The 21007-nt window shown below is 70.5% G+C and carries 13 protein-coding genes and 1 pseudogene; 3 read left to right on the forward strand and 11 right to left on the reverse strand.

Annotated features, from left to right (window positions below):
• The first annotated feature begins 131 nt into the window (after positions 1-131).
• Together glpK and ACWDN5_RS39115 are read left to right on the forward strand one after the other, a co-directional pair.
• Positions 132-2081 carry a glycerol kinase GlpK gene (gene glpK / locus ACWDN5_RS39110; RefSeq protein ID WP_449679827.1) on the forward strand — a complete coding sequence of 650 codons (1950 nt, stop codon included), beginning with the start codon at positions 132-134 and terminating at the stop codon, positions 2079-2081.
• Between the two features lie 137 nt (positions 2082-2218).
• Positions 2219-3442, forward strand: coding sequence for a cytochrome P450 (locus tag ACWDN5_RS39115; protein WP_449679828.1), 1224 nt, complete (start codon positions 2219-2221; stop codon positions 3440-3442).
• Between the two features lie 15 nt (positions 3443-3457).
• Here ACWDN5_RS39115 and ACWDN5_RS39120 read toward each other — a convergent pair whose 3' ends face one another.
• Entirely contained in the window at positions 3458-4291 is an 834-nt protein-coding gene (locus ACWDN5_RS39120; protein WP_449679829.1) for a substrate-binding domain-containing protein, read from the reverse strand.
• A 239-nt stretch (positions 4292-4530) separates the two neighbouring features.
• On the opposite strand from ACWDN5_RS39120, the gene ACWDN5_RS39125 reads away from it, so the two are divergent.
• Positions 4531-5976: a DUF1996 domain-containing protein gene (locus ACWDN5_RS39125; protein ID WP_310976235.1), complete on the forward strand. Its 1446-nt coding sequence runs from the start codon at positions 4531-4533 to the stop codon at positions 5974-5976.
• Positions 5977-6162: 186 nt separating this feature from the next.
• Here the strand turns inward: ACWDN5_RS39125 and mmsB are convergent, their stop codons facing one another.
• The 10 genes and pseudogenes from mmsB to ACWDN5_RS39175 all read right to left on the reverse strand — a co-directional run.
• Entirely contained in the window at positions 6163-7383 is a 1221-nt protein-coding gene (gene mmsB, locus ACWDN5_RS39130) for a multiple monosaccharide ABC transporter permease (protein WP_310976236.1), read from the reverse strand.
• Positions 7380-8900: a multiple monosaccharide ABC transporter ATP-binding protein gene (gene mmsA, locus ACWDN5_RS39135; protein ID WP_449679830.1), complete on the reverse strand. Its 1521-nt coding sequence runs from the start codon at positions 8898-8900 to the stop codon at positions 7380-7382. Before mmsA ends, mmsB begins: the two co-directional genes overlap by 4 nt.
• Positions 8897-10000 carry a multiple monosaccharide ABC transporter substrate-binding protein gene (gene chvE, locus ACWDN5_RS39140; protein ID WP_449679831.1) on the reverse strand — a complete coding sequence of 368 codons (1104 nt, stop codon included), beginning with the start codon at positions 9998-10000 and terminating at the stop codon, positions 8897-8899. The genes mmsA and chvE overlap by 4 nt, the downstream gene beginning before the upstream one ends.
• A gap of 32 nt (positions 10001-10032) precedes the next feature.
• A complete protein-coding gene (gene araA / locus ACWDN5_RS39145) occupies positions 10033-11541 on the reverse strand; it encodes an L-arabinose isomerase (protein WP_449679832.1) in 1509 nt (502 codons plus the stop codon).
• Between the two features lie 16 nt (positions 11542-11557).
• On the reverse strand, positions 11558-12235 hold the full coding sequence (locus tag ACWDN5_RS39150; RefSeq protein ID WP_310976240.1) for an L-ribulose-5-phosphate 4-epimerase: 678 nt from the start codon (positions 12233-12235) through the stop codon (positions 11558-11560).
• On the reverse strand, positions 12235-13863 hold the full coding sequence (gene araB, locus ACWDN5_RS39155) for a ribulokinase (RefSeq protein ID WP_310976241.1): 1629 nt from the start codon (positions 13861-13863) through the stop codon (positions 12235-12237). The genes ACWDN5_RS39150 and araB overlap by 1 nt, the downstream gene beginning before the upstream one ends.
• Before the next feature lie 70 nt (positions 13864-13933).
• Complete coding sequence (locus tag ACWDN5_RS39160; protein ID WP_449679833.1) at positions 13934-17755, reverse strand: LamG-like jellyroll fold domain-containing protein; 3822 nt, start codon at positions 17753-17755, stop codon at positions 13934-13936.
• Between the two features lie 16 nt (positions 17756-17771).
• The gene (yjfF, locus tag ACWDN5_RS39165) at positions 17772-18755 is read right to left on the reverse strand and encodes a galactofuranose ABC transporter, permease protein YjfF (protein ID WP_310976243.1); all 984 of its coding nucleotides are present in this window, start codon (positions 18753-18755) and stop codon (positions 17772-17774) included.
• Entirely contained in the window at positions 18752-19789 is a 1038-nt protein-coding gene (locus ACWDN5_RS39170; protein ID WP_310976303.1) for an ABC transporter permease, read from the reverse strand. Before ACWDN5_RS39170 ends, yjfF begins: the two co-directional genes overlap by 4 nt.
• A gap of 5 nt (positions 19790-19794) precedes the next feature.
• Positions 19795-20928: pseudogene (locus tag ACWDN5_RS39175) on the reverse strand (sugar ABC transporter ATP-binding protein); the annotation flags it as partial.
• Positions 20929-21007 lie beyond the last annotated feature (79 nt).

Raw genomic sequence — 21007 nt, forward strand, 5'->3', positions numbered from 1 at the left:
GGCGCGGGCGGCTTCTTCGGCGATCGGCGTCCAGCCCACGTCGTGGCTGGTCTCCGTGGAGTCGGACGGCGGGGTTCGCGACCTCCGAACCGGCCGGCGCGCGGGCGCGTCCCGGTGGCGAAGGGAGGACCATGGTCCAGCGGTACGTGATGTCCATCGACCAGGGCACCACCTCCACCCGGTGCATCCTGTTCGACGCGCGCGGCCGGCTCGTCTCCGTCGTGCAGCGGGAGCACCAGCAGCACTTCCCGCGGCCCGGGTGGGTCGAGCACGACGCCACCGAGATCTGGCGGAACCTCTCGCGGATCGTGCCGCAGGCCCTCGCCGACGCGGGCGCGACCGCCGAGCAGGTCGTCGGGCTCGGGATCGCCAACCAGCGCGAGACCACCGTCCTGTGGGACCGGCGCACCGGCAACCCGGTCGGGCGGGCGATCGTCTGGCAGGACACCCGGACCGACGCGATGCTCGAACAGCTCGCCCGCGAACCCGGCGCCGACCGGGTGCGGCAGCTGTGCGGCCTCCCCCTCGCCACGTACTTCTCCGCTCCTCGCATCCGCTGGCTGCTCGAACGCACCCCCGGCCTGCGCGAGCGCGCCGAACGCGGGGACGTCCTCTTCGGCACCATCGAGAGCTGGCTGATCTGGAACCTCACCGGCGGCGCCGAGGGCGGCGTGCACGTCACCGACGTCACCAACGCCTCGCGGACCATGCTGATGAACCTGCGCACCCTCAACTGGGACGACGAGCTCCTCGAGTTCTTCGACGTCCCGCGCGCGATGCTGCCGGAGATCCGCTCGTCGACCGAGGTCTACGGCACGACGTCACGCGTGGTCCCCGGCATCCGCATCGCCGCCGCGCTGGGTGACCAGCAGGCGGCGCTGTTCGGCCAGACGTGCTTCGCGCCGGGCGAGGCGAAGTGCACCTACGGCACCGGCAGCTTCCTGCTGCTCAACACCGGCCCGACCCCGGTCCTGTCCACCCACGGCATGCTCACCACGGTCGGCTTCAAGATCGGCGACGAGCCCGCGGTGTACGCGCTCGAAGGGTCGATCGCCGTCACCGGGTCGCTGGTGCAGTGGTTCCGCGACGGCCTGGAGCTGATCGGCAGCGCGCCCGAGATCGAGACCCTCGCCCGGACGGTCGACGACAACGGCGGCTGCTACATCGTGCCCGCGTTCTCCGGCCTGTTCGCGCCGCACTGGCACAGCGAGGCACGCGGCGTCATCGCCGGGCTGACGTCGTACATCACGAAGGGCCACCTCGCGCGGGCGGTGCTGGAGGCGACCGGCTGGCAGACCCGCGAGGTCGTCGACGCCATGAACGCCGACTCCGGGCTCGCGCTCTCGACGTTGAAGGTCGACGGCGGGATGACCGCGGACAACCTGCTGATGCAGTTCATCGCCGACGTGCTCGACGTGCCGGTGGTGCGCCCGATGGTGGCGGAGACGGTGTCGCTCGGCGCGGCCTATGCGGCGGGGTTGTCCGTCGGGTACTGGCCGGACCTGGAGGGCCTGCGGCGCAACTGGCACCGGGCGGGCCAGTGGCTGCCGGCGATGGACCCGGCCCGCCGCGACTCCGAATACGCGCACTGGCGCCAGGCGGTGGAGCTGACGTTCGGCTGGATGCGCCCGGCCCCGGCCGCGGCGGCACCGGGTTCGGACCTGGTCGAGGTGCTGCTGGCCGACCACCGCCGGTTCGAGCAGCTGCTGCGCGACCTGCGCAACACCGAAGCCGACCGGCCGGCCCTGGTGGCGGAGCTGTCGGCCCTCCTGGTCGCGCACGCGACGGCGACCGAGCGGATCGTCCGCCCGGGCGAGCCGGGCTCTCCCTTCGCCGACGACCTCCTGGCCGTCCTGGACGGCGACGACTTCGAGAAGGCGTTGCTGCGGCTGGAGAACGTCGTCGACACGCACGTCCGCGGCGAGGAACGCGGGCTGCTGAACGACCTGCGCCGCAGTATGTCCACTTCGGACCGGACGGGGCTGGGCCGCGCGTTCGTCGCGGAACGCCGCCGCCAGCAGGACCTCGACTGCGGCCGGGCGGACCACGTCCGCGGGCTCGGTGACCGCCTGAAGCTGTAGTGCCACACCGGCGGTCCGCCGAATGGTGGCCGGTCGGCGACCTGGCCTCCGTCGACGACCCGGCTGCCGGACGTTGCCCGGCCGGGGCATCGGGAGAAGACTGCGGGGACCGCTTTCCGCCACCGGAGGGAGCACTCGTGTCCGCAGCCGCCGACCAAGCCCTGCTGTCCCTGTCCAGCCCGGCCGGGCTCGCCGATCCGTACCCCGTCTACGCGAAGCTCCGCGAAGAGACGCCGATCTTCCGCAGCGAGGTCTTCGGCGGCTGGGTGCTCAGCCGGTTCGCCGACTGCCAGCAGGTGCTCGCCGACGGCGAGACCTTCCGCGTCCTCGACGCCGGGTGGCGCGACCGGCACACGCCGGGCTGGCGGGACAACCCGGCGATGGCGTTGCTGGCCGATCTGCTGCCGTGGAAGAACCCGCCGGACCACACCCGCGAACGCCGGCTGCTGGTCCGCGACTTCACCGTCCGGCGCGTCCAGGCGCTGGCGCCTTCCGTCCGCCGGGCCACCGACCGGGTGCTCGACCGCTTCGCCGACGCCACCGCCGGCGGGGCCGCGGCGGAGTTCGTCGGCACCGTCCTCTACCCGCTGGGGATGGCGGTGATCGGCGATCTGGTCGGCGTGCCCGAAACCGACCACGACCGGCTGCGCCGCGTCACCGACCTGATCGGCAAGCAGGTCGACCCCGCGATGTCGCCGGAGCTGCGCGCCGCGGTCGACGCGGCCGCCGTCGAATACCACACCTATTTCACGGAACTGATCGCACGGCGGCGGGCGGAGCCGCGCGACGATCTGACGTCCGCGCTGCTGGCCAGGCCCGCCGCCGGCGAGGAGCTGATGTCCGGCGAAGAGGTGCTCAACTCGCTGCTCGTGTTGTTCGGCGGCGGCTACGAGACGACCGCGAGCGCGCTCGGCAACGGGATCCACGCGCTGCTGACCCACCCGGACCAGTTCGCCCTGCTCACCGGCGATCCGGGACTGGCGGCCGGCGCGGCCGAGGAGATCCTGCGGTGGGACGGGGCCGCCCAGGTGACCCAGCGCGCGGCCGCCCGGCCGGCGGTGCTCGACGGCCGCGAGATCCCCGAGGGCGACGTGATCGTGCTGCTCTCGGGGTCGGCGAACCGGGACCCCGCGCGGTTCGCCGACCCGGACCGATTCGACATCACCCGGGACGGCGGCCGTGGGCTGTTCTTCGGGCACGGCCTGCACCTCTGCCTCGGCGCGGCCTTGGCGCGGCTCGAAATGACCGTGCTGCTCGAACAGCTGGGAAAGCGGTTTCCGACGCTGCGGATCGGCGGCGAAGTGACGCGCCGTCCCAACCCGGCGCTGCGCGGGATGGCGTCCCTGCCGCTGACCCGGTGACTTCCGGGCCGGAACCTACGCGCCCTTGAGGCAGCGGCTGCTCTCGCGCACCACCAGCTCGGCCTCGACCGTTCCCCAGGCCGGAAGCGCGACTCCGTCGAGGCGGGCCGCCATCGTGGCCAGGGTGCGGCGGCCCGCCTCCAGGTAGTCCTGGCGGACCGTGGTCAGCGGGGGTGCGAAGTACGCCGCCTCGGGGACGTCGTCGAAGCCGACCACGTGGGCGTCTCGCGGAACTCGCATGCCCGCCGCCGCGAAGGCCGCCAGGAGGCCCAGTGCCATGTGGTCGTTCGCCGAAAACACCGCGCCCACACCGGATTCGACCGCCAGGGACTGGCCCGCGCGGAAACCCGAACGAGCCGACCAGTCGCCGCGGACCACGGGCGGGACCTCGGCTCCGTGACGTTCCAGCGTCTCGCGCCAGCCGCGTTCGCGGGCGCGGGCCACCGGGCCCTCCTCCGGGCCGCCGAGGTGCCAGACCGTCGGGTGGCCGAGTTCGAGGAGGTGCTCGGTCGCCTGGCGCGCGCCCGCGTACTGGTCGGTCGAGGCCGCCGGGACCAACGGGATGCCGGCGACCGGGGCCAGCTCGGCCAGCAGGTGCCCGTCGAGCACCACGATCCCGGCGACTCCCTGCAGCTGGAGGCCGGCCACCGCCGCCAGCACCGCCGCGCTGCTCCTGCTCGACACGCTGAAGACGCTGAGCACGTACTCCTGCTCGCGGGCGGCCTCGCGGAGGCCGTGCAGCACCGGCCCCGAGGCCGACGAGCCGGTGGCGATCACCCCGAGCGTGCCCCGGCGCCGGAGGGGCCGCGCGCGGAGCGGACCGTCAGGACCTGCGTCGTCCACGGGCATGAGGTGATGTTAGCGATCACAAGATCATACGTGAACTTCGTTCACCTTCCATAAATAACGAAAAGGTAACGGGCTGAACCGGTCCCCGGCGGCGGCCGTTCCCCCCAATGCCGGAACCAGTGACACCGGGCGGGTTCCCCCGATACCCGCGCCCGATGCTCACTCCCCGGGTTCCGCGCGTCTCCAGACCGGGTACGCAAGCGTGTTTCGGCGTGCCCGGACAACCGAACGAGGTGAACATGGCCCGGAATAACTCCCGCACCCCCGCCACGGGCAGACATCGCATCACCCGCCGCACGAAGATCGCGACCGGCGGCCTGGCTCTCGCGCTGGCCGTCGGCGGCATCGTCGTCGCGACCACCGCCGGCCGCACCGGTGAGGCCAGCGCCGACGAGGCCGACCCGTCGTTCTTCATCGACATCGCGAAGGTCCCCTCGGGCATCAACGTGAACAAGGCGCTGCAGCAGAAGGGCGCGCGCGGCACGTTCACGGTGGACTGCGGCCGCAACGAGAACCAGCACTTCAACCCGGACAACTTCATCGCCCAGCCGGGGATCAAGAACGGTGCCCAGCACCTGCACGACTACGTCGGCAACCTCTCCACCAACGCCGACTCGAACAACAAGAGCCTCTCGAAGGCCGGCACCACCTGCAAGAACGGCGACAAGTCCGCCTACTTCTGGCCCGTGGTCCGCATCGACACCGGCGACGCCGAGAAGAACCCACCCGCCACGCAGCCCGACCGGGCCGGCAGCGCCAAGGACAAGGCGAGCGCGCAGGTCGACTGCCCGGACGTCGCGAGCAAGCTGCCGGACGTCCCGGACCAGGCCATGGACGAGGTGAACCGCAACCTCGACCTGCTCGACAAGCAGATCGACGAGGCCAACAAGCGGATCGCGAACGGCGACCTCAAGACGCCGCAGGACATCCAGAACGCCGTCGTCGGGCCGCTCAAGGACAAGCGCGCGGCCACCATCGACCGGATCGCCATCGCGATCGGCCGCCGGGCCGCGAAGCCGGCCAACCTCGGCGGGCTCGCGCAGTGCGTGCTCAAGCAGAACGGCAAGGGCGGCCTCGACAACGGCGGCCAGAACTCGGGCGGCCAGGCGGGCGAGCTGCCGGGCGTCAACGACAAGAACGAGGTCGGCGACAACGACGGCGAGATCCAGCGCGTCCAGTCGGCGACGATCACGTTCACCAGCGGTGGTGCGAAGAAGGTCGTCGCGATGCCGCAGTTCCTCCGCATCCTGTACGGCGACGCCAAGCAGAGCACCAACGGCCCGGCCAACGCCCGGCCGAGCTGGACCTGCACCGGCTTCGAGGACCGGCTGACCGACCACTACCCGATCTGCCCGCAGAACAGCAAGGTCGAGCGGATCCACGCCTTCCCGAACTGCTGGGACGGAAAGAACATCGACAGCGCCAACCACCGCACGCACATCGTGTTCGCCGACCAGCAGGGCAAGTGCCCCCAGGGTTTCCAGAACGTGCCGCAGCTGGTGATCAAGCTGGTCTACAACATCCCGCACGACATCCAGGTCAAGGGCCAGTACAAAGTGGACGCCTTCGCGCAGGAGAAGCACAACCCCCGCTCTGACCACGACGACTTCGCCAACGTCATGGGCCAGCGCCTGATGAACCAGGTCGTCAACTGCATCAACACCGGCAAGCGCTGCAACCAGTGAGCCGGCGAGGGCCGCGCCGGAACCCGGCGCGGCCCTCGTGTCGACCCTTCAACCACGCGTGTCGACCCTCCAATCACGTATACCGTCCCTTCAGTCACGCGGCTCGCGTGATTGGGGAGCCGACACGCGTGACTGGGGAGTCGACACGCGTGATTGGGAGGTCGACACGGCGGAGGGGGCCCCGGCTCAGGAAGCCGCGCGGCGCTTCGTCCAGATGTCGTAGGCCACCGCCGCCAGCAGGACGACGCCCTTGACCAGCATCACGCGCTCGCTCGGGGCGCCGATCAGGGACATGCCGTTGTTGATCACCGCCATGATCAGGCCGCCGGTGATCGCGCCGACCACCTTGCCGACGCCGCCCTGGACCGCCGCGCCACCGATGAAGGCCGCCGCGATCGCGTCCAGCTCGAAGTTGACGCCCGCCGTCGGGCCCGCCTGGTTGAGCCGGCCCGCGAAGATGATCCCCGCCAGGGCCGCCAAGACGCCCATGTTGACGAAGATCCAGAACGTCACCTGCTTGACCTTGACGCCCGACAGGGTCGCCGCCTGCAGGTTCCCGCCCACGGCGTAGATGTGCCGGCCGAACACCGACTTGCCGGCCACCAGCGAGTAGCCGAGCACCAGCGCGGCCAGCAGGATCAGCACCCACGGCAGGTTCTTGAAGCGGGCCAGCTGCACGACCAGCGCGAGCACCAGCACCGCGATCCCGGCCAGCTTGAGCACGAACACCGGGAAGGGATCGACGTCCTGGCCGTAGCCCAGCCGGCCCATCCGCTTGCGCCACTGGGTGAACACGATCCCGGCGACCGCGGCCACCCCCGCGAGCAGCGACACCAGGTCGGCGCCACCGAGCGGGCCGAGGCCGATGTTGCCGAGGTAGCCGTCGGTGAAGCCGTTCGACAGCGTGCGGATCGCGTCCGGGAACGGGCCGATGCCCTGGTTGCCCAGCACCGTCAGGGTCAGGGCCCGGAACGCCAGCATGCCGGCGAGCGTCACGATGAACGCCGGGATGCCGAAGTAGGCGACCCAGTAGCCCTGCCACGCGCCGATCGCCGCGCCGACGACGAGGGTGATCAGCACGGCCCAGAACCACGGCACGTGCGAATTCACCATCAGCACCGCCGACACCGCGCCGGTCATCGCGACCACCGACCCGGCGGACAGGTCGATGTGCCCGGAGATGATCACCAGGATCATCCCGATCGCGAGGATCAGCACGTAGCTGTTCTGCACGATGATGTTGGAGATGTTCTGCGGTTCCAGCAGCGCGCCACCGGTGAGCACCTCGAACAGCACCACGATCAGCGCGAACGCGACGTAGATGCCGCTCTGGCGCGGGTTGATCGAGATCCTCCGCTTGGAGCGCTCAACCGGGGGCACGGCGGGCCGCGCTTCGGTCGTGGTCATTCCCGTTCCTTAGTCATGTACTGCATCAGCAGTTCCTGGGTGGCTTCCTCGCGCTTGGCCTCGCCGGTGATCCGCCCCGCCGACAGCGCGTAGATCCGGTCGCAGAGCCCGAGCAGCTCCGGCAGCTCGGAGGAGATGACCAGGACGGCCTTCCCCTGGGCGGCCAGCTCGTTGATGATCGTGTAGATCTCGAACTTCGCGCCCACGTCGATGCCGCGGGTCGGTTCGTCCAGGATCAGCACGTCCGGATCGGTGAAGATCCACTTGGCCAGCACGACCTTCTGCTGGTTGCCGCCGGAGAGCTTCCCGGTCACGCTCTGCACGCTCGGTGCCTTGATCCGCAGATCGCGCCGGTACCGGTTGGCGGTGTCGTGCTCGGCGTGCTCGTTGACCCAGCCGCGCTTGGCCAGCTTGCCCAGCCCGGCCGCGGACACGTTGCGCTGGATGTCCTCGATCAGGTTGAGCCCGTAGCGCTTCCGGTCCTCGGTGGCGTAGGCGATGCCGTGGCGGACGGCCTCCTGCACCGACCGGACCTCGATCTCCTCGCCGCGCTTGTAGATGCGGCCGGAGATGTCCTTGCCCCACGACCGGCCGAACACGCTCATCGCGAGTTCGGTGCGGCCGGCGCCCATCAGCCCGGCCAGGCCGACGATCTCCCCGCGCCGCAGCGAAAGCGACGCGTGGTCGACGACGACCCGCCCGGCCTGGGTCGGGCTGTGCACGGTCCAGTCCTCGATCCGCAGCACCTCTTCCCCGATCTCCGGCTCCCGCGGCGGGAACCGGTGCTCGAGGTCGCGCCCGACCATCCCGGTGATGATGCGCTCTTCCGTCAGCCCCGCCGCCTCCAGGGTCTCGATCGTCTTGCCGTCACGCAGGATCGTGACGGTGTCGGCGATCGCCGTCACCTCGCCGAGCTTGTGCGAGATGATCACGCACGTGACGCCCTCGTCCCGCAGCCCGCGCAGCAGCTCGAGCAGGTGGGCCGAATCGTCGTCGTTGAGCGCCGCGGTGGGCTCGTCGAGGATCAGCAGCTTGACCTCTTTGGACAGCGCCTTCGCGATCTCGACGAGCTGCTGCTTGCCGACCCCGAGTTCCTGCACCGCCCGCGTGGCGTTTTCGGCGAGGCCGACGCGCTTGAGCAGCGCGTCGGCCTCGTGGTTGGTGCGGTTCCAGTCGATCCAGCCCCGCTTCTGCTGTTCGTTGCCGAGGAAGATGTTCTCCGCGATCGACAACTGGCCGCACAGCGCGAGTTCCTGGTGGATGATCACGATCCCGCGCCGTTCGCTGTCGCGCACCGACCCGAACTCGCACCGCTGCCCGTCGAAGGTGATCTCGCCGTCGTACGTCCCGTGGGGGTAGACGCCCGAGAGCACCTTCATCAGGGTGGACTTCCCGGCGCCGTTCTCCCCGCAGATCGCGTGGATCTCCCCGCGGCGCACGGAAAGGTTGACGTCCGACAGCGCCTTGACCCCGGGGAAGGTCTTGGTGATCCCGCGCATGCCGAGCAGTTCGGTCATTTCAGCTGACCTGCCGTGTAGTAGCCCGAGTCGACGAGTTCCTTCTGGTAGTTCGTCTTGTCCACGGTGACCGGCTGCAGCAGGTAGGACGGGACGACCTTCTTGCCGTTGTCGTAGTCCTTCGTGTTGTTGACCTCGGGCTTCTGGCCCTTCAGCACGGCGTCGGCCATCTTGACGGTGGTGTCGGCGAGCTTGCGGGTGTCCTTGAAGATCGTCGAGTACTGCTCACCGGCGATGATGGACTTGACCGAGGCGACCTCGGCGTCCTGCCCGGTGACGATCGGGTACGGCTGGCCGGCGGTGCCGTAGCCGTTGCTCTTCAGCGCCGACAGGATGCCGATCGACAGGCCGTCGTACGGCGAGAGCACGCCCTGGACCTTCGCGCCACCGGTGTAGGTCTTGGTGAGCAGGTCCTCCATGCGGCGCTGCGCGGTGGCCGGGTCCCAGCGGAGGATGGCCGCGCGGGCGAAGTCGGTCTGGCCGCTCTTGACGACCAGCTTGCCGCTGTCCATCAGGGGCTTGAGGACCGACATCGCGCCGTTGAAGAAGAAGGTCGCGTTGTTGTCGTCCGGGGAACCGGCGAACAGCTCGATGTTGAACGGACCGGCACCGTCACCCAGGCCCTTGACCAGCGAGTTCGCCTGCTCGACGCCGACCTTGAAGTTGTCGAAGGTGGCGTAGTAGTCGACGTTCGGCGAGTTGCGGATCAGCCGGTCGTAGGCGATGACCGGGATCTTCTTGTCGGCCGCTTCCTGCAGCTGGGTGGTGATGGCGGTGCCGTCGATCGAGGCGATGACCAGGAGCTTGGCGCCCTTGGTGATCTGGTTCTCGATCTGGTTCACCTGGGTCGGGATGTCGTTCTCGGCATACTGCAGGTCGACCTTGTAGCCGAGCTTTTCCAGGGCGGCCTTGATGTTGTCGCCGTCGTGGATCCACCGCTCCGACGACTTCGTCGGCATCGTGACGCCGACCAGGCTGCCCTCGGCGCTGGCGCCGGGAGCGGCCGTCTGGTCCGCGGTCTTCTGGCTCGAGCCGCACGCCGACAGCGTGAGCGCGAGCCCCGCGGCGGCGAGCGCCGCGATTCCTCTGGTGAACTTCATCGTTCCTTCTTCCTTTCTCAGAAGCTCGGTGTTCAGAAACCCTGGGCGAGCCGGTGGTAGGCCTGGTTCCAGCGGATCCGGTCGGCGAAGTCGTGCGGCGTCGTGTCGTGATCGATGACGAGCAGTTCTACTCCCAGCAGATTCGCGAAGTCGCGCAGGGTCTCGGTACCCACGGCCTGGGTGAGCACCGTGTGGTGCGGACCGCCCGCGGTGATCCACGACTCCGCGGACGTCGCCAGCGACGGCGCCGGCTCCCAGACCGCCCGGGCGACCGGCAGGTTCGGCAGCGGCTCGTCCGGCGTGACGACCTCGATCTCGTTGGCCACCAGCCGGAAGCGGTCGCCGAGGTCGACCAGGCCGAGCACGACACCGGGGCCGGGCGCGGCGTCGAACACGAGCCGGACCGGGTCCTCCCGGTTGCCGATGCCCAGCGCGTGGATCTCGCAGGACGGCTTCGCCGCGGCGATGCTCGGGCAGACTTCGAGCATGTGCGCGCCGAGGATCTTCGGCTTGCCCGGTCCGAAGTGGTAGGTGTAGTCCTCCATGAACGACGTGCCGCGATCGCGGCCGACGCTCATCGCCTTGACCGCGGCGAGCAGCGCCGAGGTCTTCCAGTCGCCCTCGCCGCCGAAGCCGTAGCCGTCGGCCATCAGCCGCTGGACCGCGAGGCCGGGCAGCTGCCGCAGCCCGCCGAGGTCCTCGAAGTTCGTCGTGAACGCGCCGAAGCCGCCGTCGGTGAGGAACTTCCGCATCCCGGCTTCGATCTTCGCCGCGTACCGCAGCGACTCGTGCCGCGCTCCCCCGGCCGCCAGGTCCGCGACAACGTTGTAATCCTCGGCGTACTGCCGCACCAGCGAGTCCACTGTGTCCTTTTCGGACACCTGGTCGACCAGTTCCACCAGGTCGTTGACGCCGTAGGTGTTGACCGAGACGCCGAACCGCAGCTCGGCCTCGACCTTGTCGCCTTCGGTGACCGCGACGTCGCGCATGTTGTCGCCGAACCGGGCGAGCCGCAGGTTCCGCAGGTGGTCGGCGCCGATCGCGGCCCGCGCCCACGCGTCGATCCGCGCGACGACGGCCGGGTCGGACACGTGCCCGGCGACGGTCTTGCGCGGCACGCCGAGACGGGTCTGGATGAACCCGAACTCCCGGTCGCCGTGCGCGGCCTGGTTGAGGTTCATGAAGTCCATGTCGATGGTGGACCACGGCAGGGTTTCGTTGAGCTGCGTGTGCAGGTGCAGCAGCGGCTTGCGCAGCGCGTCCAGGCCGGTGATCCACATCTTCGCGGGCGAGAAGGTGTGCATCCAGGCGATCACGCCGACGCAGGCGGCGTCGGCGTTGGCCTCCTGCAGCACGCGGCGGATCGAGGAAGCCTCGGTCAGCACCGGCTTGCCGACGATCTCGGCCGGGAGCGCGCCGGAGGCGGTGAGCAGCTGCTGGATGCGCAGCGACTGGCCGGCGACCTGCTCGAGGGTCTCCTCGCCGTAGAGGGCTTGGCTCCCGGTGAGGAACCAGAGCTGGGGTTTCGATGCCGAAGTCATCGTTCTCCTTGGGAAGTCAGTGCTGGCCGTAGACGTTCTGGTACCGGGCGTAGAGCCGGTCGACGTCTTCGGGCGGGAGGGGTTCGGGCGTGCCGAGTTCGAAGGCCTTGTGGACGGTGCGGGCGACGTCCTCGACCATCACCGCGGCCTTGACCGCGTCGCGCGCGGTGCGGCCGACGGTGAACGGGCCGTGGTTGCGCATCAGCACCGCGGGCGAGCGGCTCGAGCGAAGCGTTTCGACGATGCCGCGGCCGATGGAGTCGTCACCGATCAGGGCGAACGGTCCCACCGGGATCTCCCCGCCGAACTCGTCGGCGATCATCGTCAGCACGCACGGGATCGGTTCGCCGCGGGCCGCCCACGCCGTGGCGTAGGTCGAGTGCGTGTGCACCACCCCGCCGATCTCCGGCATGTGCCGGTAGACGTAGGCGTGCGCGGCCGTGTCGGACGACGGCGCGAGGTCCCCTTCCACGAGTTCGCCGTGCAGGTCGGTGACGACCATGGTGTCCGCGGACAGGGTGTCGTAGGACACCCCCGAGGGCTTGATGACCAGCAGGTCCCGCCCCGGGACCCGGGCCGAGACGTTGCCCGCGGTCCAGATGACCAGCTCGTTGCGGGTCAGCTCGCCGTGCAGCTCCGCCACCGTCTCCTTCAGCTCGGCGACGGTGTCGAGCACTTCACCGGTCAGCGACATCAGGACTGTCCTTTCGCGACGGCGCGCTTGCGGGCGGCCAGCCGGTGCATGACATCGTTGCCGCCGCGGCCGAAGTAGTCGTGCAGCTCGGTGTATTCGGTGTACAGCTCGTCGTAGGCGGTGACGTGCGCGGGCACCGGCCGGTACACCGCGCGCTCGACCGAGCCCATCGCCGCGGCGGCCGCCCGGATGTCCGCGTGGGCCCCGGCGGCCACGGCCGCGTGGATGGCCGACCCGAGCGCGGGCCCCTGCGCCGAGCCGATCACCGACAGCGGGAGGTTGGTGACGTCGGCGTAGATCTGCATGAGCAGCGCGTTCTTCGCCAGCCCGCCCGCGATGATCAGCTCGGTGACCGGGACACCGGCGGCGTTGAACGTCTCGATGATCTTCCGGGTGCCGAAGGCGGTGGCCTCCAGCAGCGCGCGGTAGACGTCCTGGGCGCGGGTGGCGAGCGTCTGCCCGACGATCACGCCGGAGAGCTCGTGGTCGACCAGCACCGACCGGTTGCCGCTGTGCCAGTCCAGCGCGATCAGGCCGTGCTCGCCGATCTCCTGCTGGGCGGCAAGGCGGGTGAGCTCCTCGTGCGAGGCGCCGGCGAAGTGCTCGACGAACCAGCCGAAGATGTCGCCGACCCCGCTCTGGCCGGCTTCGTACCCCCACAGCCCGGGCACGATGCCGCCTTCGACGACCCCGCACATGCCGGGGACCTCGTGCAGCTCGGCGCCGTTCATCACGTGGCAGGTCGAGGTGCCCATGATCGCCACCATCTGCCCGGGCTCGACGGCCTGGGCGGCGGGAGCGGTGACGTGCGCGTCGACGTTCCCGACGGCGACCGCGATGCCCTCGGGCAGCCCGGTCCAGGCCGCGGCCTCCGCGGTCAGCGAACCCGCGCGGGAGCCCAGCTGGCCCAGCGGGTGCTCCAGCTTGTCGGTCACGAAGTCCTCGAAGCCGGGGGCGAGCTCGCGGAGGAAGTCGCGGCTCGGGTACTGGCCGTCCTGCAGGATCCCCTTGTAGCCGGCGGTGCAGGCGTTGCGGACGTAGCCGCCGGTGAGCTGCCAGACGATCCAGTCGGCCGCCTCCACCCAGTGCCGCATCGCGGCGTAGACGTCGGGCGCCTCTTCGAACAGCTCGAGGCCCTTGGCGAACTCCCACTCCGAGGAGATCAGGCCGCCGTAGCGCGGGAGCCACTTCTCGCCGCGGGTGCGGGCCAGCTCGTTGATCCGCACGGCCTGCGGCTGCGCCGAGTGGTGCTTCCAGAGCTTCACGTACGCGTGCGGGTTGCCTTCGAACTCGGGCAGCTCGCACAGCGGCGTGCCGTCCGCCGTCGTCGGCACCATCGTGCACGCGGTGAAGTCGGTGGCGATCCCGACGACGTCCGCCGCGTCGACGCCGGCGTCCCGCAGCGCCGCCGGTACGGCGTTGCGGAGCACTCCTACGTAGTCCGCCGGGACCTGCAGCGCCCATTCCGGCGGCAGCGCGCGGCCCGTGGCGGGCAGCGTCTCGTCGAGCACCCCGTGCGGGTACTCGAAGACGCCGGAGCCGAGTTCGGCCCCGTCGGCCACGCGCACGACCACCGCGCGGCCGGACAGGGTGCCGAAGTCGACGCCGACGGTGAGTGGTTCTCCCACGGTGTCTTCCCTCCTGGTTGGTGACCGGGACGCGGCGCGGGCGGCGGTGAACGCGCCGCGTCCCGGGGTCTTAGCGGCCGGTGAGGACCAGCGTCGTCACCGAGTTGGCCGGCAGCGTCAGTTTCGACGTCGCGGCCAGGCCGGTGATTTCCCTGGTCTGCGGCACGATGGCGGCGGGCGCGGCGAGGCTGTTGCGCCCCGCCGGGTCGCCGGTGAGCGTGGTGAGGGTGCCGGTGCCGTCGACGGCGGTGACGCCGGTGAGCGACAGCCGGGCGGTCTGCACCTGCGGAGTCGGGTTGACGAGTTTGACCGTGAAGGTCTTCCTTCCGCTCTTCGTGGTCACGTTGACCACCTGGCGCAGGGGGCTGCCCTGGTTGAGGCGGCTGGTGACGATCTGCTTGCCCAAGGTGCCGGAGAACATCTGCTGCACCCAGTACGACGGCGAGGCGTAGCTCGTCCCGGCGTCGAACCCGATCAGGTTGACCGGCCAGTTGGACTGGTTCTCCTGCACCAGCACCGGCGCGTACATCGACCCGATGACGACGTCGCTGTTGCGTTCGAGCCCGGTCAGGAACGCGGCCTCGCCGATGGCGGCGGCCAGGGTGCCGGTGGGCCGGCCGTCCTGGGCGCCGTACTCGCCGACCAGGATGTCCGGGCCGCTGCGGTCGGCGGTGTCGTAGCGGGTCGAGTTGTCGGTGAACCACTGCGGCGACTGGTAGTAGTGGTCGTCCGCGGCGTCCGGCCGCATGCCCGGCGTGGTCGACGCGGCTCCGCCCTGCAGGCCGCCGGTGGTGGCGATGACGGTCAGCTGCGGGTACTTCGCCTTGATCGCGTTGTTCATGTCCGTGAAGCGCCAGGCGTAGCTGCCCGAGGTGTCGAACCAGTCCTCGTTGCCGACCTCGACGTAGTGCAGGTCGAACGGCGCCGGGTGCCCGTCGGCGATCCGCTTGGCGCCCCACGTGGTCGAGCTGTCGCCGATGGCGTACTCGATCTCGTCGAGGGCTTCCTGGACGTAGGCCGGGTAATCGGCCTGGCTGACGTGCTGGCCGTTGAGGGTGTACCCGGCGAACAGGGCCAGCAGCGGCTGGGCGCCGATGTCCTCGGCCAGCTTGAGGTAGTCGAGGATGCCGAAGCCGTCGGTGGACCAGTAGCCCCACGCGGTGTTCTGGTGGCCGGGCCGCTCTTCGAGCTTGCCGATGGTCTTCTTCCACTCGAAGCGGGTGTCGAGCGTGTTGCCCTCGAGGTAGTTGCCGCCCGGGACGCGGAACAGGCCGAGCTTCAGCGCCGCGAGCTTCTGGCCGAGGTCGGCGCGGACGCCGTTGGGCCGGTTCTTGAAGGTCGGCGGGAACAGCGACACCTGCTGGAACCAGGCGTCCCCGCTCAGCGCCTTCTTCCCCTTGTTGACCAGGGAGACGACGATCCGGTTGTCGGTGGAGGCGGTGATCGTCGACGGCGTGGTGAAGCTGAACGTCTGCTGCGTCCACGCGGCCCCGGCCGGCTGGACGTCCTTGCTCGCCAGGACCGTGCCGTCCGGCTTCTCCAGGCTGACCCGGACGCCACCGGTCCAGGTGCCCTTGGCGAAAAAGCTGCCGGTGTACTTGGTGGACGGCTTGGCGGCGACACCGTAGAAGCCGACGTTGGCGGCGGCCACCCGGCCCGCGGCGGGGACGGCCTCGGCGTGCAGCTTCAGCGAGCGGTCGAGCGCGGTGTTCAGCGGGTTCGCGGTGTCGACCGAGTACGTCCCGGTGGCGCCCGCCGAGGTGAGCAGCGACCAGTACGGCACCGGCGTGTTGCCCGCGCCGCTGCCGGGCTGGTAGCCCTCCTTGAAGGTGCGGTTGCGGACGAGCTCGGCGTAGAGGCCGCCTTCGACCGAGTGGCTGATGTCCTCGAGGATCGAGCCGTAGGTGGTGGGCCGGGTGTTGGCGCGGACGACGTTGGCGTCGACGGCCAGCTGGTTGGCCCCGGCCAGGGTGCCGATCTGGGCCGCGGTCAGCGGGAAGCGGCGCAGCTCGACCTCGTCGACGGCGCCGGTGAAGCCGGCGCCGACGGTGAACGGGCCCGCCGCGGTGCCCGAGGCCGGGCAGGCGGAGACGTCGAGGGTCGTGCCGGTGGGCGTCCCGCAGGTGCTGGTGACCGCGGAGGCGTCCCCGTCGGCGTAGACGGTGAGCCGCTGCGAAGCGCGGTCCAGGACCAGGGCGGCGTGGTGCCAGCTGCCGTCGGCGAGGCCGCCGCCGTTCGTGGTCACCTGGATGGCGCCGATCCGAGCGGTGAGCTTGCCGCCGGTGACACCGAGCGCGTAGCCGTCGCCGTGGTCGACGAGGGTGCCGCCCGCGGTGGTGCGGAACCACGCGGCCAGGGACAGCGAGCCGGTGCCGGTGTCGAACGCGGGCGAGGTTCCCATGTCCACAGTGGACTTGCCGTCGAGCTGGACGGCCTTGCCGGCCGCCCCGGCGGTCCAGGTGGCGCCGTGCAGCGTGCCGTCGGCCGCGTTCGCCGAAGCGTCGCGGGCGAGGGTGCCGCTGCCTTCGTCGAAGTGCCACGAGCCGCTCGCGGCCAGCGCGGCGACGGCGGAGGCGGTCAGCGGCGTCGGGTACGCGCGGACGTCGTCGATGCCGCCGGCGAACCAGTCGGCGGCGGCGCCGGCCCACTTGCCGCGGCCGATCTCCAGGTGCCCGGAAGCGGTCCACGGCGTCGTGAACGGGACGCTCTGCTGGAAGGTTCCGTTGACGTACAGGGAAAGCGTGCCGGCCGCCCGGTTGTAGACGCCCACCACGTGCTGCCACTGGTCGGCTTGCGCGGGCAACGTGGACACCGCTGAGGATGAAGCGGTGTCACCGTCGCCCGCGCGGCGGGTGAAGGCGAACCGGCCGTCGGCGGCGCGCTGCAGGTAGAAGCCGCTGATCGACGAACCGTCGACGCTCACGGCCGTCCGGAAGCCGCCGGCCGCGGTGGGCTTGACCCAGGCCGACACCGAGAAGCTCTGCGCGGTGTCCACGACGGGCCCGGGGACGTCGACCGCGGCGTCGGTGCCGTTCAGCGCGACGCCGTGCGGGCCGACGACGCCGTCACCCCACGCGGCACCGCCGGTCAGGGCGGCGGTGCGGGCGTCGAGGGAGTCGTCGGCGGTCGTGGTGCCGGTGCCCTCGTCGAGGCCCCAGTGCCCGGCGATGGCCAGGCGAGCCGCGTCGGCCGCGGCCAGCGCGCCCGAGTAGGCGCGGACGTCGTCGATCGTGCCGTCCACGAAGTCCACCGGGTTGCCGCCGTATTTGCCGCGGCCGATCACCAGGTGCCCGGAGCCCGCCCACGCCGTGGGCGCGGCGACAGTGGTCTGGCGGGTGCCGTCGACGTAGAGGGACAGCGTCGACGCGCTCGCGTCGTACACGCCGGTCAGCTGGTACCACTGGCCCGCGACCGGGTCGAAGTTCGCGCCCGCGACGACACCGTCGGTCGGCGCGTCCCCGGCCAGCCGGGTGAAGGCGAACCGGCGGGAGTCGTCGCGGAACTGCAGGAAGAAATTGCTCACCTGGGTGCCGTCGACGCTCACGAACGTCTGGTAGCCGGACGTCTTGTCCAGCTTGACCCAGCTGCTCACCGAGAAGCTGTTGGTGGTGTCGAGCACGGGTGCCCCCGCGTCCGCGAAGCCGGTGGACCCGTCGGTCGTCAGTGCGCCGCCGCGGATGCCCGGCCCCCAGCCCGCGCCACCGTTCAGGGTGGCCGGGTGGGTGCCCGCGGTGTCGGACGCGGTCGTCCCGCTGCCGTCGTCGAACGTCCAGTGCCCCGCCAGGGCCGGGTCGGTGTCGGCCACGGCGGCCGGCGCCGCCGCGATGGGAACGGCGGCGCACAGCGCCAAAGCGGCGAGCACGGCCGTGGGCCGCCGCAGTCTGCGGAGCATGGGTCTCCCTTGAGGTTCAGCGGGTCCGTCGGGTGACGAGCCGCTGCAGGACGATGAAGACGAACAGCAGGGCCCCGGTGATGATCGAGGTCCACCAGGAGTTGAGGGTGCCGTCGAAGGTGATCAGGGTCTGGATGATGCCGAGCACCATGATCCCCAGCACGGTGCCCAGGACGTAGCCGGAACCGCCGGTGAGGATGGTGCCGCCGATGACGACCGCCGCGATCGCGGTCAGCTCCAGGCCGACGCCGTTGAGCGGGTCGCCGGAGGACTTGTAGAGCACCAGCAGCAGCCCGCCGAGGGCCGAGCAGACGCCGCTGATCGTGTACACCGCGATCTTGGTGCGGCCGGTCTTGAGGCCCATCAGCATCGCGGACTGCGCGTTGCCGCCGATCGAGTACACCGTGCGCCCGAACCGGGTGAACGCCAGGACGTACGCCGCCGCGGCGACGACCACCAGGGCGACCACCACGCTGATCGAGATGTGCAGCTCGCCGCCGAGCGGGATCTGCGTCTGGGCCAGGGTGGCGATCGTGGCGTTGTCGATCGAGTAGGCCTCGGTGGTGATCGTGTAGCAGAGGCCGCGGGCGAAGAACATCCCGATCAGCGTCGCGATGAACGGCTGGATCTCGAAGAAGTGGATCAGCGCGCCCATCCCGGCGCCGAGCACGGCGCCGACCACCAGCACCACGGCGATCGCCGCGTACGCCGGCCAGCCGTGCTTCTGCATCAGGTCGCCGGAGACGACGGTGGAGAGGGCGACCACCGACCCGACGGACAGGTCGATGCCGCCGGTGAGGATCACGAACGTCATGCCGACCGCGACCACGAGCAGGAAGGCGTTGTTGATGAACAGGTCGAGGACGACCTGCCCGGACCCGAAGGCCTCGTACTGGATCGCGCCGAACACGTACGCGGCGATCAGCAGCGCCAGCGTCGCGAGGATCGGCACGTGCCGCTGCTGCGGCCGGTAGCCCTTCACGCGGGCGAGCGTGGTCATGCCGTGACCTCCACCTTCTCGGGAGCGGGCGTGGTGGCCGGACGTCCCGGCGTGGCGGCCCGGCGGCGCCGGAGCTTCCGGCGGAAGGCCGGCGACTGCAGGAGGCACACCGCCAGCACGACGACGGCCTTGACGAGCATGATCGCCTCGGGCGGGATGCCGAGGGCGTAGACGGTGGTGGTGAGCGTCTGGATGAGCAGCGCGCCGATCACCGAGCCGCCGAGGGAGAACCGGCCGCCGGTCAGCTGGGTGCCGCCGACCACGACGGCGAGGATCGCGTCGAGCTCGATGAACAGCCCGGCGTGGTTGGCGTCGGCGCTGTGCACGTTGGCGCTGATCATCAGCCCGGCGATGCCCGCGCACAGGGCGCAGAAGACGTAGACGAGCCAGGTCAGGCGCGCCGAGCGCAGGCCCGCCAGCCGGCTGGCTTCGGGGTTGCCGCCGACCGCTTCGACCAGCAGGCCGAGCGCCGACCGGCGGACGAGCACCGACGCCAGCACGAACACCCCCAGCGCGATGAAGATCGCGCCGGGCAGGGTGAACAGGAACCCGCTGCCGATCCACTCGAAGGAGTGGGAGTTGACGGTGATGATCTGCCCGTCGGTGATCAGCTGCGCGATGCCGCGGCCGGCGACCATGAGGATCAGCGTGGCGATGATCGGCTGGATGCCCAGGGCCGCGACGAGCCAGCCGTTCCACACCCCGAGCACCAGGGACAGCCCCAGCGCCAGGCCGAACGCGATCAGCGTGGTGCCGACCCCGTCGGGGTTGTCGCTGACCCACAGGCAGGCGAGCGCGCCGCTGATCGCCACGACCGCGCCGACCGAGAGGTCGATGCCGCGGGTGGCGATCACCAGCGTCATGCCGATCGCGATGAGGATCAGCGGGGCGCCGTTCTTGAGGATGTCGACGAGGTTCCCGTAGAGGTGCCCGTCGCGCAGCTCGATCTTGAAGAACGACGGGCTCGCGATCAGGTCGCCCACCAGCAGCACCAGCAGGGCCACCACGGGCCAGAAGAGCCGGTGTTTCGTCATGGCTTTCACGCCTGCACCCCCTCGGCCATCGTGGCCATGATGTCGTCCGCGGTGAGCCCCTGGTTGTCCCGGACCGCCACGACCTTCCGGTCGCGCAGCACCACGACCCGGTGGCTCAGCCGCAGGACCTCTTCCAGTTCGGCGGAGATGTACACGACGGCCATCCCGTCGCCGGAAAGCTGGGTGACCAGCTTCTGGATCTCCGTCTTGGCGCCGATGTCGATGCCGCGCGTGGGCTCGTCGAGGATCAGCAGCCGCGGTTCGGTGATGAGCCAGCGGGCCAGCAGCACCTTCTGCTGGTTGCCGCCGGAGAGGTTGCCCACCAGCGCTTCGGGGTTGGCGGGCCGGATGTCGAGCGCCTTGACGTACTTCTCGGCGATTTCGTCCTGGCGGCGGCGCGACAGCGGCCGCGCCCAGCCGCGGGAGGCCTGCAGCGCCAGGACGATGTTCTCGCGGACGGTCAGTTCCTCGACCAGGCCTTCGGCCTTGCGGTTCTCCGAGAGGAACGCGATCTTGTGGTCGAGCCCGGCCCGCGGCGTGCGCAGCGAGGTGGTGTCGCCGTCGACGGTCACCGTTCCGCTGTCGGAGTGGTCGGCGCCGAAGAGCAGCCGGGCGAGTTCGGTGCGGCCGGAGCCCAGCAGACCGGCCAGGCCGACGACCTCGCCGGCGTGGATGTCGAGGCTGAACGGCGCGACGCCGCCCTTGCGGCCGAGGTCTTCGGCGGACAGCAGCACGGGTGCGCCGGCGACCTCGGCCCGGGACGGGCCGGAGTCCTCCAGGTCCTCGAGGACCTGGAGCTCCTTGCCGATCATCCTGGTGACCAGTTCCACCGGCGTGATGTCCGCGGTGCGGTACTCGCCGATCAGTTTTCCGTTGCGCAGCACGGTCATCCGGTCGGCGATGGCGAAGACCTGGTCGATGAAGTGGGACACGAACAGGATCGCCATGCCGCTTTCGCGCAGGGACCGGACGACCTTCAGCAGCTGTTCGACCTCACCGGCGTCCAAACTGGACGTCGGTTCGTCGAGGACGAGCACCCGCGCGTCGACGTCGAGCGCGCGGGCGATCGCGACCAGCTGCTGCACCGCGATGGAGCAGGTGGACAGCTCGGCCGAGACGTCCACGAAGGCCGGCCTGCGGAAGCCGTTGCGGAAGGCCGCTCGGAAGCTGCGCCGCGCCGAGGCCGCGGCTCATGGGGAAGACATCGAGGTGGCCCTG

The organism is Amycolatopsis sp. NPDC003731 (assembly GCF_053586895.1).

Excerpts from the sequence above, each read along its gene's own strand:
- glpK (WP_449679827.1), top strand. The coding sequence starts at position 132 with ATGGTCCAGCGGTACGTGATGTCCATCGACCAGGGCACCACCTCCACC.
- ACWDN5_RS39120 (WP_449679829.1), bottom strand. The coding sequence starts at position 4,291 with ATGCCCGTGGACGACGCAGGTCCTGACGGTCCGCTCCGCGCGCGGCCC.
- ACWDN5_RS39125 (WP_310976235.1), top strand. The coding sequence starts at position 4,531 with ATGGCCCGGAATAACTCCCGCACCCCCGCCACGGGCAGACATCGCATC.
- mmsB (WP_310976236.1), bottom strand. The coding sequence starts at position 7,383 with ATGACCACGACCGAAGCGCGGCCCGCCGTGCCCCCGGTTGAGCGCTCC.
- mmsA (WP_449679830.1), bottom strand. The coding sequence starts at position 8,900 with ATGACCGAACTGCTCGGCATGCGCGGGATCACCAAGACCTTCCCCGGG.
- chvE (WP_449679831.1), bottom strand. The coding sequence starts at position 10,000 with ATGAAGTTCACCAGAGGAATCGCGGCGCTCGCCGCCGCGGGGCTCGCG.
- araA (WP_449679832.1), bottom strand. The coding sequence starts at position 11,541 with ATGACTTCGGCATCGAAACCCCAGCTCTGGTTCCTCACCGGGAGCCAA.
- ACWDN5_RS39150 (WP_310976240.1), bottom strand. The coding sequence starts at position 12,235 with ATGTCGCTGACCGGTGAAGTGCTCGACACCGTCGCCGAGCTGAAGGAG.
- ACWDN5_RS39160 (WP_449679833.1), bottom strand. The coding sequence starts at position 17,755 with ATGCTCCGCAGACTGCGGCGGCCCACGGCCGTGCTCGCCGCTTTGGCG.
- yjfF (WP_310976243.1), bottom strand. The coding sequence starts at position 18,755 with ATGACCACGCTCGCCCGCGTGAAGGGCTACCGGCCGCAGCAGCGGCAC.
- ACWDN5_RS39170 (WP_310976303.1), bottom strand. The coding sequence starts at position 19,789 with ATGACGAAACACCGGCTCTTCTGGCCCGTGGTGGCCCTGCTGGTGCTG.